Genomic DNA, 14,940 nt, shown 5'->3' with positions numbered 1-14,940 from the left:
GGTCCAGCTCCCGTTAGCGGCCGAGCGCCGGAACAGGCTTTTCCTGGCGGTTGACCCGCTGAGGCTCACGTCCGTCGCCGAACAGTGTCACCTCGGTGATCGCCACCTCGTCGGGCTGGCCGGCGCGGCAGAAGACGAACCGCGTGGTGACCGTCACCGCAGCGACTGTCGGCTCGGGCGCCGGCAGGGACGCCGGGGCGATGCTGGTGGCGACGCTCAGCAGGACGCCGTCGAAGGCCGCCGCGTCGGCCACGTCGGTGATCACCTCCCCCACGGCGCCGGCGGCGTAGGACCAGTCGATCTGCACGTCGCCGTGGGTGCGTCCCGAGGGGCCATCGAGATAGGGCCAGTCGTTGAGCACCACCCGCTTGCCCGGCAACGGCGCGCCCACCGCGATCGCCGGCTGAGCCTGCGGCGGAACCAGGCCCTTCATCTGGGCCAGGTCGAAGCGCACGCCGCCGACATCCTTCTGCCGCCGCGTGAGCGTCGTGCCCGGCGCCGGACCGGGGTCCTCGTTGAACGCCCGCACCGCGAAGGACCGCGACGCGCCCTGGGCGACGGCGGGGTCGAGCGGCATGGTGAAATCGCCCGACCGGGCCGGGGCCTGGGCGTAGCCGACCTTGATCGCGTCGAACACGTCCTCGGCCTTCAGGCCGTTGACCAGCAGCTCGAAGGTCGCCCCCGCGAAGGCCCCGTTGGGCGCGAGCAGGGCCGCGCCATTGCGGATCCGTCGGTCGCTCGCGCGGAACGCCACCGCCTGGCCCCAGCGCATGAAGGCGCCGCTGTCGCCCTCGATGATGGTGATCTGCGGCCGGCCATTGGTGACCGCAGCCATCGCCTTGGGCTCCACGGGATCCAGCGGCGCACCGCCGTCGAGGCGGCCGACGCCGAAGGTCTTGGGCTGGCCGTCGGGATCGATCGTCAGGCCTGAACCGATGGCGCTGACCAGGGCGACCCCCGGCGTCGCGCCGGCGCCGACCGCGATGGTCCAGCCCCGGTCGCGGGCCACGGCGGGCAGGTCGCCCAGCTTCTGGGCGGTCGGCCCGCCCACCAGAAGCTCCAGCCGACGCCGCCAGACCTCGAGCTTCTCGGCGGCCGGCAGGCTCGAGTCGGTCTCGTAGTTCAGGCCCTTGGGCGGGATCGCGTTCCAGGCGCTCCCGGCGAACTCCAGCCCCGCCAGCAGCGGCGCTTCGAACGCACGCGCCAGGCCCTGGGCGTAGCCCGCCCCTTTGGCGTCGCCGCGGTTGGGCATGCGCAGGAGGACGCCGGCGCTGTGGAGGATCTGCAGGGTCCCCGGCGGGACCTGCATGCCTGCGGTCTCGTATTCCTGGGTGAAATCCTCGTAGCGCATGATGTAGCGGCTGCCCGTCTCATGCGTCGCCAGGGCCGGCCCTGGCTTGCCGGGCGCGCCGACCACCCGGTCCCAGGGGTCGGTGATGCGGACGTAGGTGTCGAGTCCGTCGGAATACATGCCGGTGACGACCCGGATGTGCGGGCTGGGAACGGCCGAGCCGACCCACAGCGGTCCGAACGACTCCAGCAGCCCGCGGAATCCGTCCGCCGTGTAGCAGGCCGGATTCTCCGCGACCAAGCCGATGGATTTGGCGAATTCCTTCTCCTTGCCGAAATCCAGGCCGTTGAGCCCGCTTCGCGAGCACATGTCGGCGATCGAGCTGGGCGACACGCTCATGTGGTCGCGCCATCCGACGACCATCGCGGCCGCGGCGGCCCAACACCCCAGGTCGCTGGTCTGTGGGATCAGCTCGACATCGTCCCAGTTGATGCTGAAAGCGTCGCCGCTCAGGGCCTGGGCGCTGGCGCCGATCGTGGCGACGACGACCCAGTCGGTTATCGCCGTGATGTCCTCCGGCGGCATCAGCGACGTCGGGCCGGCGCCGGCGGCGACCGGGTCGTAGGCGTAGAGCCGTTTGCCGTTCACATAGAGCTCGTGGCACGGGAAGCCGTCATGGCTGCCGTCGACCTTGGCCTCCACCGCGCCGCCGTTGATGCGCAGGAAGATCGACATGGTTGCGTCGATGTCCGGGGCGGTCGTCGACAGCGGCAGGGCGCCGGCCGCCGATATGGTGACCACGGACGAATTTTCGAACATGGTCTGCAGCGAGCGGCGCGAGCTCGCCCCCACCTCGATCTTGAGGTTGTCGTCGCTGGCTTCCAGCTTCTTCCACTCGGTCGGCTGGGCGCCGTCCACCTTCTCCAACCACCAGTCCGGCTTGCCCTCAGGATGATAGGAATCGCTCGTGGCGTAGGCGGTGCTCCTGCCCCAGTCGCGGCCGATCAGGTCGATGCCCGCCACGCCGCCGCCGGGGGTCAGCCGCACGGTGGCGTGAATCTCGCCCCGGCTGGAGCCCCCGTCGTAGGCGAAGTCGCGCCCGTCGCCCCCGTAGACCGCGAATGGCGAGTCGATCAGCGGCGAAGGGATGAACATCCGATACTTCACGTCCACCGCCAGCGGGTCGGCGTCCAGGCCGCGGGCGCCGACGAGCCCCTTCGACCACACGCCCCGCCGCGGCGTCCGACCCAGGCCCTGGGCCAGTCCGAGCTGCACGGACTTCGACTGCTGGGCCGCGAGATAGATGTCTACAGGCGACAGTCCGACGCCGGCGCCGGCCTGGACCGAGACGCCCTGGAACTCGCCCCTCTCATTGAACAGCGCCGCCCCGCCCCCGACGACGCCCTCGCCGCCGGAGATCGCCGCCGCGGTGCTCCAGCCGTTGAAGGCCTCGACGCCGCCCTTGACCACGGTGACCTGCATCACCGCGCTCAGCGAGGCCAGGAAGCCCACGTCGACCTCCCACTGGCCATAGGCGCCCAGTTCGCCCGCAGGGCCGAAGATCAGGCCGCATCCCACGCCCGCGCCGCCGAAGAAGCCGCCCCCCGCGGCGGGGCCGAAACCGATCGAAACCCCCGCCGCCTGTGCGCCGAGCTTGAAGCCGGTGATCAGCGGTCCGATGGGCGCCGGCAGCGCCATCAGCCCGCCGAGCAGCAGGGTCCGCTGCCAGTCGTCCAGCAGCTTCACCGGCGGAGGCGTCACAGGGACCCGGTCGGGCGCGACCTGGATCTGGATCCCGCCGCTGTCGAGCGCCCTGCTCGCGCCATAGGGCTGTCGGCTCCAGCCGCCCCGGCCCAACCCTTGCGCGGGAGCGACCTGTACGGCGGTCCGGCGTTCCAGGGCCGCATAGATGTCCGGCAGGCCGTGGATCAGCTCGACCCCCAGGCCGGCCTGGATCATGACCCCGTGGAAGTGGTCGTTGGCGTCGAACAGCGCCGCGCCGCCCACCACCGCGCCCTTGTAGTTGTAGGACAGGGCCGCGGCCTTGCCGGCGCCGCTGAAACCCTCCAGGCCGCCGCGCATGACCGTGATCTGGCAGGTGGCGCTCAGCGATGCGAGCACGCCCACCTCGAACTCGGCCGAGCCGTAGAAGCCCAGCTCGCCATTCGGCCCGAAGATGACGCCGACGCCAAGGCCGTAGCCGTGCACCAGGCCGCCGCTCACCGCCGGCCCGACGCCGATCGAGCAGCCGGTCGCGCGGGCGATTTCCGGGATCAGGCTGGCCAGCGGCCCCAAGGGCGCCAGCCCGATGGTCAGGGCGGTCTTCAGCGCGAGCTGCTGGCCCTCCGGCAGGGTATAGACGGGCAGCGGGGCGAGCGTGACCCGTTCGGCCCCGATCTGCATCCCGGCGTCGTCCTCCGCCCCCTGGGCGACCGCCGGCGTGGCGGCGGGCGCGTTCGGCGGGGGCGGCATCGGGCCGAAGCCGTCGTCATAGGGCGCGGGCTCGACCGCAGCCCCGCCCTGCTTCGGCGCGGATCCGTTCGCGCCGTTGGCCGCCTTCACGGGCTCTGCGCCTGGGGCGGCGGCGTCTCCGGCCCAATCCATGCCCGCGTGGCCGTTGTCGCCATAGCCATTCGTCCGCTGGCGGCTCGGCAGGATGCGCACCCGGCGCATGCTCCGCTCGGTCAGGTCGCGCAGCGAGACGTAGGGGCTGGCGTCTGTGGGCACACTCGCCACCTGGTAGGCCGCGCCGTTGGCCGCCGGCGCGGTCGCCAGGCCGAAGTAGAGCCTTTCCGCCCCGATGAACCGGCCCAGGACCTCCGGCGGCACCACATAGACCGCCTCGCCGCGGGGGATGGAGAGCGGCCCGGACGCCCGGCTCGAATAGAAGTTCGACGCCGTGCGCTTGGCCTTTCCGTCGGCGCGGAACAGCGCCGGGTCGGTGGCCAGCGCCACCTCCGCCCGCTGCGGCGGTCCGTCGGCTCGAATCGTGAACCCCAGCATGGGGAAGCGGTCGTTGACGTCGAGCCGGTTGGGGCGGATCTGCGCAACCATGGTGGTCACCTCGTGGAGGGAGAGTCGGGGCGCGGCGGGCTCATGACCCCCTCACCCCCGAGTCAGGCGCCGAGGCGGCGAGCGCCCCGCGGATGAGCTGACGTATGAGGTCCGGAAGGCGCTCGACCTCGTCGAACGGGACCCGGATCTCCACGAGCGGATCGACGCTCGTGGGGACGTGCACGACGTGGCCAGGCCAGGGCTGGGTCGCTGCGCTCTCGTCGCCGTAGACCACGACGACGAAGCGGTGGCCGGCCCGCCGTGAGCCAAGCCCCCCGACTGCCGCTCCCTGCGATCTCCGCATGTGCGTTCCTGATTCATGGCGTGCCGCGTTTCGCCCCGATGGGACGTTCGGTCGCACCATGGCCGGGCGCTCACACAGCCGAATCCCGCGCCGATCACAGGCCGATCACAAATCCATATTTCCGGCTGTGATCCCGCCGCGCCCACGCGAAAAAGCCGCCCGCAGGCGGCTTGGGGCGTGCGAAATCGGCGGCCCGCCTCAGCCGGGCGGATCCGGGTTTCGCAGCGAGCGCCCGGCGTCTTCCAGCCAAGTGCGCGCGGTGTTCAGATTGGCCAACGCATAGTCGATCTTCTCCGCCGGCGTCGCGCCATGGCGGACCATCTCGTCCGGCGACGCGATCGCACGCGGCTCGCCCAGCGCCACACCGAGGGGCCTGGGCGGCGCCCAGGGCGCGGCGGCGAGGATCCCCTCGTAGGCCAGCCGGGTGCTCTCCATCGGCTCGACACTTAGGTCGCGACGCAGCACCGCCGCGCAGGCCTCGTATTGTTTGAGCGCCGCGGCCCGGTGACCGCGCTGATGGTGGCAGCGCATCAAGGCCCGGTGCACGTGCTCCAGGAGCGGGTCGATCTCCAGCAGCCGCCGGCCAAAGCCGATCGCCTGTTCCCAGCACTGCTCGTCCATCCGCACGCGCACCAGCAGCTCCAGGGTCGCGATCAGCCGAGCGCGGTAGGCCTCCCGATGCACCAGGCACCAATCGTCGTAGATGCCCTCCATCAGGTCGCCGGAATAGAGGTCGACCGCCTCGACCAGGGGGCCGGCGAGCGCGGGGTCGGCCGGCAGGCTCGCCTCGAGGCGCGAGAGGTCGACGGTCGCGCGCTCGAACGCCGCCGCGTCGACCCAGATGGGCGCCCCCGCGTTCAGTCCGATCGATTCATAGTCCGTCTGCAGCACGAGGTTCGGGTCGGCGCCGCCGTCTCGCAGGGCGGTGCGCAGCCGCCAGAATTCAGTGTTCAGGGCCCGCTGGGCCCGCTCCTCAGGTGCGTCGGGCCAGAGTTCTCCGGCCAGGGAGCTGCGCAGCGCCCGCCCCTCCCGCCTGATCGCAAGGCAGGCAAGCAACGACTTCGACTTGCGGGTCGGAAAACGAATAAGCGCGCCGGAATTTGTCCGGACCCGCACCTCGCCGAACAGATGGACGGTAAGCGCTTCCACGCGGGTCCCCCGGGACGCAAACGTCTGCCGCCGTTACTGAAGGCGCCAAGCCCGCCCAGATGCAATCTGCGGTCGATCGCACAAGATCGTGAAGTTTTTCATCGCGGCTCGAAGGGGTCAGTTCTCGCGCATTACTTTTACGACTTCATAGCCTTTTGCGCGGGCGTCGTCGGGTACATGGCGATGACGCAACTTCTCCCGCCCCAAGGCGGGCCCGCATGACCGATAAGACGTTCGGGACTGCGCACCCCGGAGCCACCTGACTGGCGCAAGGGCGCATCAGAACGCCAGCAGATTTCCGCGAAGCGTCTCGTGGCTATACGCCTCTCGCGTGACCCCTAGCTTTTGCAGAGCCGGAACCAGCTGATCGGCGACGCGGGCCACGTTGCGCGGCGTGAGGGGCCCCGAAATCAGGAAGCCGTCGCCGCCGACATAGGCCATGACCTCGGCCATCTCGGCCGCGATCTGCTCGGCGGTTCCTATCATCGGCTCCTCCGGTGTCAGCCGCGCCAGACGAAGTCCGATCTGACGCACCGTGGCCCGGTCGCGCCGGAGCCAATCCAGCGTCCCCCTGCTGCCGTTCGTCTGGACGCTGTCGGGCAGCGGCTCGTCGAGCTCATACCGCGACAGGTCGAGGCCGGTGATCGCACTCACCTGTGCGACCCAGGCCCGGGTCAAGCGGTCGGGGACCGCCTTCAGATAGGCGCGATAGTCCGCAACCGCGGCCTGGTCCTCACAGATGCGCGGGAAGGCCAGCGCCATGACCTTGACGTCGTCCGGATTGCGGCCGGCCTCGACAGCCAGCCGGCGGATGTCGTCGCGGAACGCCTTGATGCCGTCCGGATGGTTCACTGGCGTCAGGACGATGTCGGCGTGTTGCGCCGCGAAGCGACGCCCCCTGGGGGAATTCCCCGCCTGCGCAAGCACGGGTCGGCCCTGCGGCGACGGCGGCACATTGAGCGGCCCCAGCACGCTGTAGTGGGCGCCCCGGTGGTCGATCTCCCGCACCTTCGTGTGGTCGGCGAACACGCCGCTCTCGATGTCGGCGAGTACGGCGCCCGGCTCCCACGAGCTCCACAAGCGCTTGCAGACGTCCAGGTATTCGTCGGCGACATCATAGCGTTCGTCATGTTCCGGAAGGGCGGCCTGTCCAAAGTTGCGCGCCGCCAGATCGCTGGACGAGGTGACGATGTTCCAGCCGAGGCGTCCGCCGGACATCAGGTCGAGGGTCTGCGCCTGGCGCGCCAGAATGAAGGGCGGGTAGAAGGTCGTCGCCATGGTCGGCACGATGCCGATCCGCGATGTTGCGGCGGCCATGTAGCTGGCCATGACAGGCGGATCGAACTTCGGCGCGTGGACCGTTTCGCTCAGATAGATGTCCCGCGAGCCCGCGTATTCGTTCGGGATCGCGCTGGAGTCCTCCAGCAGAATGAAATCGAAGCCGGCCGCCTCGAGCCGGCGCGCCATGTCCTGGTGCAGCTTCGGCGTCGCCCATCCGTAGGACGCGTCGTATTCCGGCGTGCCCCAACCCTGGACAGCCTCATAGAGGAACCAACCCAGATGAAACATCGTCATTCACCCCAAGCGCGGGCGAAACGGTCCAGTGCGATGAGGTAGCCCTCCCGCTCGGACGGTGAAATCCAGGCCGCCTCGAAGGCGTTCAGGCTCATGCTGAGCAGGTCGACAGGGGTGAGCCCGGCGGCGCTTTGGGCCAGCTGCAGGTTCTCCGAGATGTAGAAGCCCTTCATGTAGGCTGGGTCATCCGAGTTCAGCGTGACCTTGAGGCCCATGTCGAGCATCTGCCGGATCGGCTCCTGGCCTCGCCCCGGCCGCACGACCTCATTGGCGAAAGGGCAAAGCGTGAAGGTGATCCCTTGCGTGCGCGCCAGCGCGACCAGTTCTGGGTCCTCGAGGACGTTCACCCCATGATCGATCCGATCCACGCCGATATCCGTCAACGCCTGGCGGATGTGGGCGTGGGTGTTCTCCTGGTCGACGTCGCAATGCGCCGTCAGGCGAAACCCCTCCTGGCGTGCGCGCCGGAAGACGTCAGCGAACTTCGCGGGCGGATTGTCCTTCTCGTCGGAATCGAGCCCGACACCGACGATGTCCGCCTTGTAGGCGAGCGCTGAGAGCAGCACGTCCATCGCGGACTGCGCGCTCTGTTCGCGCAGAAAGCACATGATGAGTTGGGACCGAATTCCCAGGTTTCGTTCGGCGTCGACGCGGGCGCGGGTGAGGCCCCGTATCACCGTATCGAACGCAATACCCCGCTCGGTATGTTGCTGGGGGTCGAAGAACATCTCGGCATAGAGCACGTTCTGGGACGCCGCCTTCTGCAGGTAGGCGTAGCAGAGATCGTAGAAATCGATCTCCTCGATCAAGACCTTGCGCCCCTCGTAGAAGACGCGGAGGAACGACGGCAGGTCGTGATAGACATAGCCGTCCCGCATTTCGTCGGCGGTCTTGTACGGAAGTGCGACGCCGTTGCGCGCGGCGAGCACGAACTTCATTTCCGGCTCGAGCGTCCCCTCCAGGTGGACGTGGAGTTCGGCCTTGGGCATGGCGGCGATGAAGTCTTGCATCTGCATGCGCGATGTCTGCGCCGGCCTATGGCTCTTCATACCCTTCGGTTGAGAGCCGAAGCTGATATCGACCCGGGTCTCGCTGGAATATTATCCCGCCTCTCGCTTCGCCCCGGCCCGGCACGTAGGCGAAGGTCGCAAAACGCTCTTCGAAGACCGTCCCGCCCATTTCCAGCACGCCACGGACTTGAACCTCCGCCGCAGTGGCGGTGCTGTCGTTGCTCACGATCAGCGGAACGACAAACCCTCCGTTCGTCGCCTTGGCGGTCTGGCTACTCACGGACAACTCGGGCGGACCTTCGCCTGCGTCGAGACCCTCTCGCACCAGGTAGCCAAGCACTCCCACGGTCAGCACCAAGCCAACAGCGGCCGCCGCCCACTCCGCGATTGGCGTGCGCTCCCTGAGGCTGGTCCGCGGTCTCTTGGGAGATGTCGTCATGGTCAGACCACCAGCCTGGCGACGGCCGCGCCGATGGCGCCGGGGAAGCTCAACACCGCCACAGACCTGACGGTGGCGGTGACACCATCGTCAAGCCGCCCGAAGGTCCAAAGGACGTACAGGCTCACCAGCAAGGCGACGCCGTAGCCGGCCAAGGTGAAGTGCAGGAAGGCTAGGACCCGACCCTCGTGCTTCTTCTGGCCGGCGAACCCGACCGTGAAGACGAGCGTATGAAGCAGCAGCAGCGATGCGATCACGAGGGTAAGCGTATGCCAGGGCGACATCTTGTAGCCAATCAGGATCATCTCTTCGGTCGGCGCTACGTTGAACGCGAAATACAGGGCGCCGGCGGCCATGAGGAACAGTTGACCAGGGTAACCTGCGCGATCCTCCTTGTCGGCGCCAGGGACGTTCGCCTTGAGCTGCTTGTTGGCCAGAACGGCCCCCATGCTCGCTGGCGTAGCCTGCAAGGCGATCATGCCCACGGCCTCGCGTACGCTCGTCTGCAGTCCGAGGAGCGCCATGAGCCACAGCAATGCCGCGGATACGGCGAAGCCGACCATCAGCGCGGCGAGGGCGTCGAGCAGGTCATCGAAGAAGGAGGTCTCGTCGCGGAAACCGGTGAACCGGCTCAGCCCGAACACGACCAAGGCCGTGACCACGACGAAGAGAGGCCAACCGCAGTCGGTCCATGTAGAACCCCAGCTGCCACATCTCCATGGTCATCAGGAGTGGAAAGCTAAAGATCAAGGCCCCCGCCACGGCCCGCGCCAGCCCGCGGCCATAGCTTTCCTCATTCGCTGCATCGACGCTCATTCGGCAGGAACGCCTGAAAGGCGAAGCTTGCTCCCGCGATCTTCAACCAGACAGTCTGAGGGCAGTTCCTGCCGCGCCCGACGCCATAGTTCTGGACGCGAAGCCCTCACGACCGGCTCGGCCGTCCCAGTCGCCGCGCCCGGCGTTAGGCGCCCCGGCCAGCCGCACCCACGCCGGGGCGTGATCGGCTTGAGGCGTCGGCTTCGCCCTATTCCGTGCTCGCCGGGACGGTTATCTCGGCCGCCTTCGGCGATAGCAGGGCCTTGGTGGTCTCGACGCGGTTGATCCTGCCGAACGGTCTTTGCCGGACGGCGCTGGATTGGGATTTCTGCTGCAGCGCAGGCAGGACCGGCGGAGGCTTTGTCGGACGCATCGTGACTCGCCAGTGGTCAACACGGCCATCACTGGCTAATTCCCCAGAACCGGTGGGCGATCTGCCCCGCTTCAATCCTGCGCAGCGCTACTGGTACGGCACGCCGGCCTGGTCGAAAGTCGCGACGGGCGCAGCCGTCGGGCATCCGGTCGCTGCGGCGAAGGCTCGGAGCGACCGTCGATGAACCCCGTCGACCTCAAATATCCCCTCGTAGGCCTCGCGGATGCGCAGCCTGGCCGTGAGCCGTGGGAATTGTTCTGGGACGCAGAATTCTTTTCCACCTGCGGTCGGCGGGAGGTCGCGCAGAGGGTGGGTATGCTGATCGTAGATGTCGAGGGCCGCTGCTGGCGGATTTCATCCGTGCGCGATCTGGGCCTGACCGGAGGATTTCGGTCACGCTTATTTCTCTTCCTCACCGGCGACCATTGGGTGGACCAGACCTTGGTTCCGATCCCAGAAATGACCTTCGACGACGCGAAGGCCCGTCTCTGCGCGGCGATCCAGAACAATCCGGACCACTGGCGAGATGACGAGGCGATCGCCGGGGAGGGTGGGCAGCCCCCTAAAGACGAGCAGGACCTGTTGGACGAGATGAAGGCTCAGGTCATGCGTTCGAACAGCGTGCTGGAGTTGATCAGGAACTTCTGGAACGAAGATCCAACTTTTTCCCTAGCGAAGGTTGAAAAGATGCGGGCTGCGAGGCGCAGCGGTCAGGCGACAAAGAAACAGACGTAGGATTGAGGGCTCCCGGGAGTGCGGGCGAGCCATTGAGCGGGGGTCCCGAGGGTCGTAGCAGCCCTTCGCGCGGGAGCGCACGGAATCGTGTTCCGGGGCGTTCAAGGCCGGGATCCCGCCTTAAAACCCGTCTTAATCGCAATCTTAAGACGGGCGGAGAAATCGCCCCCGCCTAAATTGCTGAATTTCTAGGGGAAAATGGCGCGCCCGGAACGATTCGAACGTCCGACCCTCAGATTCGTAGTCTGATGCTCTATCCAGCTGAGCTACGGGCGCGCAGTCGCCTTGCGGCGAGGGCGGTTCTCTAGCGTCGTCGGGGATCGGGTTCAACCCCAAACGCAACGCAGCTGTCACGGAGCGGCCTGCAGGCGCAGCTGGGCGGTCTGGAGGGCGACGGCTTCGGCGAGGCCGGGGACGCGCGCCAGGGCCGCCGCGTTCAGCGCCTCGCGGCGCGCCCAGAGGTCGCGATACCAGGCGGCGCGCTCGGGGACCTGGCGGGCGAACATCCGCTGGGTGCGCACATAGTCCCAGGCGTTGCGGCCGATGGCGCGGGTCTGCGCGGGATCGGCCAGGGCCTGGCGGAGCAGGGCCGGCCAGTCCTCCAGCTTTCGCGCCAGCAGGCCGTTGACCCCGTGGCGGATCGTCCGGTCGTAGATCAGCGGCGAGGCGATGGTGACGACCCCGGCGCGGGCGGCGTCGAGGAACTTGGCGTCGCTCTTGGTCTCGCGCAGCGGCAGGGCCTCGATCGGCGACAGCGAGACGGCGCAGCCGGCCATCCGCGCCAGATAGGCCTCATAGGGCAGGTAGTCCTCGAAGACCTTGTTGGCGGTCGGCAGGGCCTCGAACACCGCGGCGTCGCCCAGCACCACGAACTCCAGGTCCGGGAACTCGGCGACGACGGGGGCCAGCACCCGGGCCACCTCCACCCCGAAGCCGCCGCGCGAGATGGCGCCATAGAAGACCCGCCGGGACGGCGGCCCCTGCGGGAAGGGGGCGAGCTCGAACACCGCGTTCTCGAAGATCTTCACCTCCGGATTGTGCGGGCGGAAGGCCTCGGCGAGGGGCTCGGTGGTGGTCTGCACGGCGTGGACCAGGCCGAAGCGGTCCATCTCGGCCGGATCGAACGGCCGCGGCTTCACCTCGGCCACCAGAGCCGGGTGGTCGTCGTACTCCATGACCAGCAGCCAGCCGCGGGCGACGGCGTAGGCCAGGCGGCCCAGCCCCTCCTCCAAGGCGTCGTCGCCCGGCCGCTGCATCACCAGCACCTTGGGCGCGGCGTGCGGCAGCGGCTGGGGGGTGTAGGGCGGGGTGACATATTCGACGACCAGGTCGGGATCGGAGCGGAGGCCGCGCACCGGCAGGCGGGTGCGCACGTCCATCAGATAGCTGGCGAAAGCCACCATCTCGAGCTGCAGCGGCGCGGGCCCCTCCGCCCGGCCGGACCCCGCCGCGATCTTGCGCGCGCGGACCACCCCGGTCCCCGCGGCGTCCACCGGCGGGCCGAGCGCGAGGCCGGCGCCGGCCAGGCCGCGCGGCCGTCCTCGCCCGCCCAGCGGGCGACCAGGTCCCCGCCCGGCCGAAGCGCTGCGACGAGGCCGGCCAGCAGGCCCGGCGGCGGCGGGGCGCCCAGCACCACCGCGTCCAGCCCCCCGGCCTCGGCCGGATCGAGAGCGGCCGCGGGGTCCTCGCCCAGCACATTCACCTGGGCGGTCGGATTCCAGGACAGGTAGCCGCCAGCGAAAGCCCGGCCCCCCGGACCCCAGTGGACGACGCGGGCGGCGGTCAGCGGGACGGCTTCGACCAGGGCCTCGTCGAGCCCGCGCGGGTCATAGGCGGGATCGGCCGAGGCGCGGCGGCAGGCCTCGAACAGCAGCTCCTTCAGGGTCTTGGACGCCTGGCCCTGGACGTTGTGCCCTGCGCCGCGCGCCAGGTGCATCCGCACCCGCGGCAGGCTGGCGAGAAGGGCGCGTTCAGGCGCGTCCACCAGGCTGGGCATCCGCGCCACCGGCCGACGGGGGTGGAGCGGCTCGCTGGCGAGGACCACGTCGACCGGAACGGCCAGCCCGTCGAGGACCTGGTGATAGAGGCGCGGCGCGATCGCTTCTCGCGAGACGCCGAACAGCTGTGCGAACAGGGGATGGATCGGACTGTCCGCCGGCAGGCCGGCGAGATGGGCGCGCAGGGAGTCCGCCATCGGCCAGAGCGCCGCCGTGGCCAGCAGCGGCTCCACCGCCACGATCCGGCGCACGCTTCGCGCCCGCACGCCCAGCGCCGCGACGGCGCCGATCGAGACGCCCAGCACGACCACCCGGCGATCGGCGAACAGCTGGTCGATCAGCTCGCCGACCGCGCTGGAGAACCCCTCGATCGAAGGATCGCTCAACAGCGGCGCCCCGATCCCCGGGATGTGCAGGACCGCGGCCTCGGCCATCGGCGACATCACCTCGGGAAGCCGCGACAGGTCGTCGGGGCCGGCGAAGGCCCCGGTGATGGCCAGCACCAGGGGTTTGGCCGAGGCGAAGACCTCCGGGCGGCTCCACAGCGGAACCACGCCCAGCCGTGTCTGCACATCGCGCCGCGTCAGAGTCTCGAGAGTCAAAGGCCGCCCTCCGTCAGGGCGCTCTAGTGTGCTGGATCTGAAGTTCGCCAGCATCTGGGTCACGCGCCGTGGCGAACTTCAGATCCAAAAAAGCACACTAGAAACTGACACTTGCTAGTGTCCTTCTCGATTCCGAAGTTCGTCGGAGCCCGCCACAAGCGCCTGCGAACTTCGGAAGCGGGACACTAGCCGCTTGCGGCCTGCGCCGGAAGGGCCGGATCAGAAGCCGGGAACGCCGATCGCCCCGCCCAGGCCGCGCATGATCGAGCCGCGGCGCTTTTCCTTGCGTTGCGGATCGTCGCGATCATCGGAGTCGTCCGCCATCCCCGGCGTCGCCATGCCCAGCATGCCGCCGGTGGCGGAACGGTAGCGCACCTTGACCTGCCATTCCTTGTTCCAGGCGATTTTCGGATCGGTCGGGCGAGGCGGATAGACGAAGTTGGCCTCCTGGCCGTAGGCGAACAGCTGGACGAGCGCCTGCGGCGCCGCGTCGATCACCTCCTTCGGGACGGCGCAGCGCGTGGTCTGCGGGCTGAGCAGGCCGCGCGCGGCGACCAGCCGCGAGGCTTCCGACGGCGAGAGGTAGTCCGGCGCGGCGAAGGCCGAAGCCTGGACCTCGGCGCTGCTCCAGAGCACCACCGTGTCCTGGTTTCCGCCCATGACGCTGGCGAAATAGCCGGTGGCGTTGGGGACCATGTTCCAGCCGAGCTGGATCGCCCCGCCCGGGGTCTTGGCGTTGGTCGAGAGGTTGAGCGCGCTCAGGAAGTCCTGGTTGGGCGTCAGGCTGAAGCGGATGTCGGGCGTGTAGTCGCCGCGCACCGCGTGCTCGCCGACCAGGGAGCCGCCCGACCCGACGCTGCTGCGCGACTTCGGGTTCGGCCATTCGCCATAGGTGGCGTTGCGCGAGGGCGACGGCGGTTGCATCGGCGCCGCGCCCAGGCCGCGCATCATCGCCTGGAAGCCCGGCGGCACCTGGCCGGCGGACATCTTGGAGAAGTCGATCACCACCGGCTGGTTCGGCCGCGCGCGCTCGCCGCAGCCCCAGAAGATCAGCATCTTCCCCTTCGGCTTCTGGAAGTCGCGCGGCACGTCCGGCGTGTCCTCGCCCCGCGGCGCGGGCTGGGCGCGGGGCGTCACCAGCGGAAGGCTGGCGCCGGCGCGCAGGTTCGCGGGCGCCAGGTGCTCGGCCTCCGGCTCGCCCTGCGGCTTGCGCGAAGAGCCGAGCTGCAGGGTCAGCAGATGCTGCGCCCCGCCGCCGCCGCCCATCATCATCCGCATCATCTGGCCGCGGTCCGGCTGGCCGCCGGCGCCCGGCATGCCGAAGCCCGACTGGGTCTGGGCGCTCATCCAGTAGGTCGCCACGGGCCCGGTGACCTTCTGGACCGGCTGCGCGGCCGCCGGCCCGGCGGCGGCGAGAATGATGACTGATGCGATTTGACGTGACCAAGCCATGCGGAGCCTCCCAACGTTTCCGCGGCGCAACCTAACGACGTTCAAGAAGCGCCGCTATACCTTCAGATCGCGCAGCAGGACCGTCGACGCCCGGACGACGTTCTGACCGGGCGCGTCGATGATCAGGCGGCGGGCCCGGACGA

The 14,940-nt window shown here is 69.2% G+C and carries 12 protein-coding genes and 1 tRNA gene; 1 reads left to right on the top strand and 12 read right to left on the bottom strand.

Going from position 1 to position 14,940, the window contains the following annotated elements; all coding sequences use genetic code 11:
• Positions 1 to 13: 13 nt before the first annotated feature.
• The 8 genes from ACSQ2B_RS20310 to ACSQ2B_RS20275 form a co-directional block, all read right to left on the bottom strand.
• Positions 14 to 4,345: a papain-like cysteine protease family protein gene (locus ACSQ2B_RS20310; protein WP_436052718.1), complete on the bottom strand. Its 4,332-nt coding sequence runs from the start codon at positions 4,343 to 4,345 to the stop codon at positions 14 to 16.
• A 40-nt stretch (positions 4,346 to 4,385) separates the two neighbouring features.
• On the bottom strand, positions 4,386 to 4,649 hold the full coding sequence (locus tag ACSQ2B_RS20305; RefSeq protein WP_436052717.1) for a hypothetical protein: 264 nt from the start codon (positions 4,647 to 4,649) through the stop codon (positions 4,386 to 4,388).
• Between the two features lie 198 nt (positions 4,650 to 4,847).
• Complete coding sequence (locus ACSQ2B_RS20300; protein WP_436052715.1) at positions 4,848 to 5,798, bottom strand: AfsR/SARP family transcriptional regulator; 951 nt, start codon at positions 5,796 to 5,798, stop codon at positions 4,848 to 4,850.
• 279 nt (positions 5,799 to 6,077) lie between these two features.
• Positions 6,078 to 7,367: an NtaA/DmoA family FMN-dependent monooxygenase gene (locus ACSQ2B_RS20295; protein ID WP_436052714.1), complete on the bottom strand. Its 1,290-nt coding sequence runs from the start codon at positions 7,365 to 7,367 to the stop codon at positions 6,078 to 6,080.
• A gap of 2 nt (positions 7,368 to 7,369) precedes the next feature.
• Positions 7,370 to 8,362, bottom strand: coding sequence for an adenosine deaminase (add, locus tag ACSQ2B_RS20290; RefSeq protein WP_436053730.1), 993 nt, complete (start codon positions 8,360 to 8,362; stop codon positions 7,370 to 7,372).
• 46 nt (positions 8,363 to 8,408) lie between these two features.
• Positions 8,409 to 8,741 carry a hypothetical protein gene (locus ACSQ2B_RS20285; protein ID WP_436052713.1) on the bottom strand — a complete coding sequence of 111 codons (333 nt, stop codon included), beginning with the start codon at positions 8,739 to 8,741 and terminating at the stop codon, positions 8,409 to 8,411.
• 83 nt (positions 8,742 to 8,824) lie between these two features.
• A complete protein-coding gene (locus ACSQ2B_RS20280) occupies positions 8,825 to 9,466 on the bottom strand; it encodes a TIGR02587 family membrane protein (RefSeq protein ID WP_436053728.1) in 642 nt (213 codons plus the stop codon).
• Positions 9,411 to 9,638 (bottom strand): DUF2391 family protein, encoded by a 228-nt coding sequence (locus ACSQ2B_RS20275; protein WP_436052711.1) that lies wholly within the window; start codon positions 9,636 to 9,638, stop codon positions 9,411 to 9,413. The genes ACSQ2B_RS20280 and ACSQ2B_RS20275 overlap by 56 nt, the downstream gene beginning before the upstream one ends.
• A gap of 553 nt (positions 9,639 to 10,191) precedes the next feature.
• Here ACSQ2B_RS20275 and ACSQ2B_RS20270 point away from each other — a divergent pair.
• Positions 10,192 to 10,746, top strand: a complete 555-nt coding sequence (locus ACSQ2B_RS20270; protein WP_436052709.1) for a hypothetical protein — start codon at positions 10,192 to 10,194, stop codon at positions 10,744 to 10,746.
• Between the two features lie 199 nt (positions 10,747 to 10,945).
• Here the strand turns inward: ACSQ2B_RS20270 and ACSQ2B_RS20265 are convergent.
• From ACSQ2B_RS20265 to ACSQ2B_RS20250, 4 genes are all read right to left on the bottom strand, one after another.
• Positions 10,946 to 11,022, bottom strand: a tRNA-Arg gene (locus ACSQ2B_RS20265).
• Positions 11,023 to 11,096: 74 nt separating this feature from the next.
• The gene (locus ACSQ2B_RS20260; protein ID WP_436052707.1) at positions 11,097 to 12,149 is read right to left on the bottom strand and encodes a glycosyltransferase family protein; all 1,053 of its coding nucleotides are present in this window, start codon (positions 12,147 to 12,149) and stop codon (positions 11,097 to 11,099) included.
• The gene (locus ACSQ2B_RS20255; RefSeq protein ID WP_436052705.1) at positions 12,125 to 13,345 is read right to left on the bottom strand and encodes an alpha/beta hydrolase; all 1,221 of its coding nucleotides are present in this window, start codon (positions 13,343 to 13,345) and stop codon (positions 12,125 to 12,127) included. Before ACSQ2B_RS20255 ends, ACSQ2B_RS20260 begins: the two co-directional genes overlap by 25 nt.
• 219 nt (positions 13,346 to 13,564) lie before the next feature.
• On the bottom strand, positions 13,565 to 14,797 hold the full coding sequence (locus tag ACSQ2B_RS20250) for a hypothetical protein (protein WP_436052704.1): 1,233 nt from the start codon (positions 14,795 to 14,797) through the stop codon (positions 13,565 to 13,567).
• Positions 14,798 to 14,940 lie beyond the last annotated feature (143 nt).

This window comes from Phenylobacterium sp. LjRoot225 (assembly GCF_964252855.1).
Lineage (GTDB): Bacteria > Pseudomonadota > Alphaproteobacteria > Caulobacterales > Caulobacteraceae > Phenylobacterium.
Note: the sequence above shows the minus strand (reverse complement) of the source record. Positions and strands in the feature narration are given on the sequence as shown.

Excerpts from the sequence above, each read along its gene's own strand:
- ACSQ2B_RS20270 (WP_436052709.1), top strand. The coding sequence starts at position 10,192 with ATGAACCCCGTCGACCTCAAATATCCCCTCGTAGGCCTCGCGGATGCG.
- ACSQ2B_RS20295 (WP_436052714.1), bottom strand. The coding sequence starts at position 7,367 with ATGTTTCATCTGGGTTGGTTCCTCTATGAGGCTGTCCAGGGTTGGGGC.
- ACSQ2B_RS20305 (WP_436052717.1), bottom strand. The coding sequence starts at position 4,649 with ATGCGGAGATCGCAGGGAGCGGCAGTCGGGGGGCTTGGCTCACGGCGG.
- ACSQ2B_RS20250 (WP_436052704.1), bottom strand. The coding sequence starts at position 14,797 with ATGGCTTGGTCACGTCAAATCGCATCAGTCATCATTCTCGCCGCCGCC.
- add (WP_436053730.1), bottom strand. The coding sequence starts at position 8,362 with ATGCCCAAGGCCGAACTCCACGTCCACCTGGAGGGGACGCTCGAGCCG.
- ACSQ2B_RS20260 (WP_436052707.1), bottom strand. The coding sequence starts at position 12,149 with ATGGTGGCTTTCGCCAGCTATCTGATGGACGTGCGCACCCGCCTGCCG.
- ACSQ2B_RS20275 (WP_436052711.1), bottom strand. The coding sequence starts at position 9,638 with ATGAGCGTCGATGCAGCGAATGAGGAAAGCTATGGCCGCGGGCTGGCG.
- ACSQ2B_RS20310 (WP_436052718.1), bottom strand. The coding sequence starts at position 4,345 with ATGGTTGCGCAGATCCGCCCCAACCGGCTCGACGTCAACGACCGCTTC.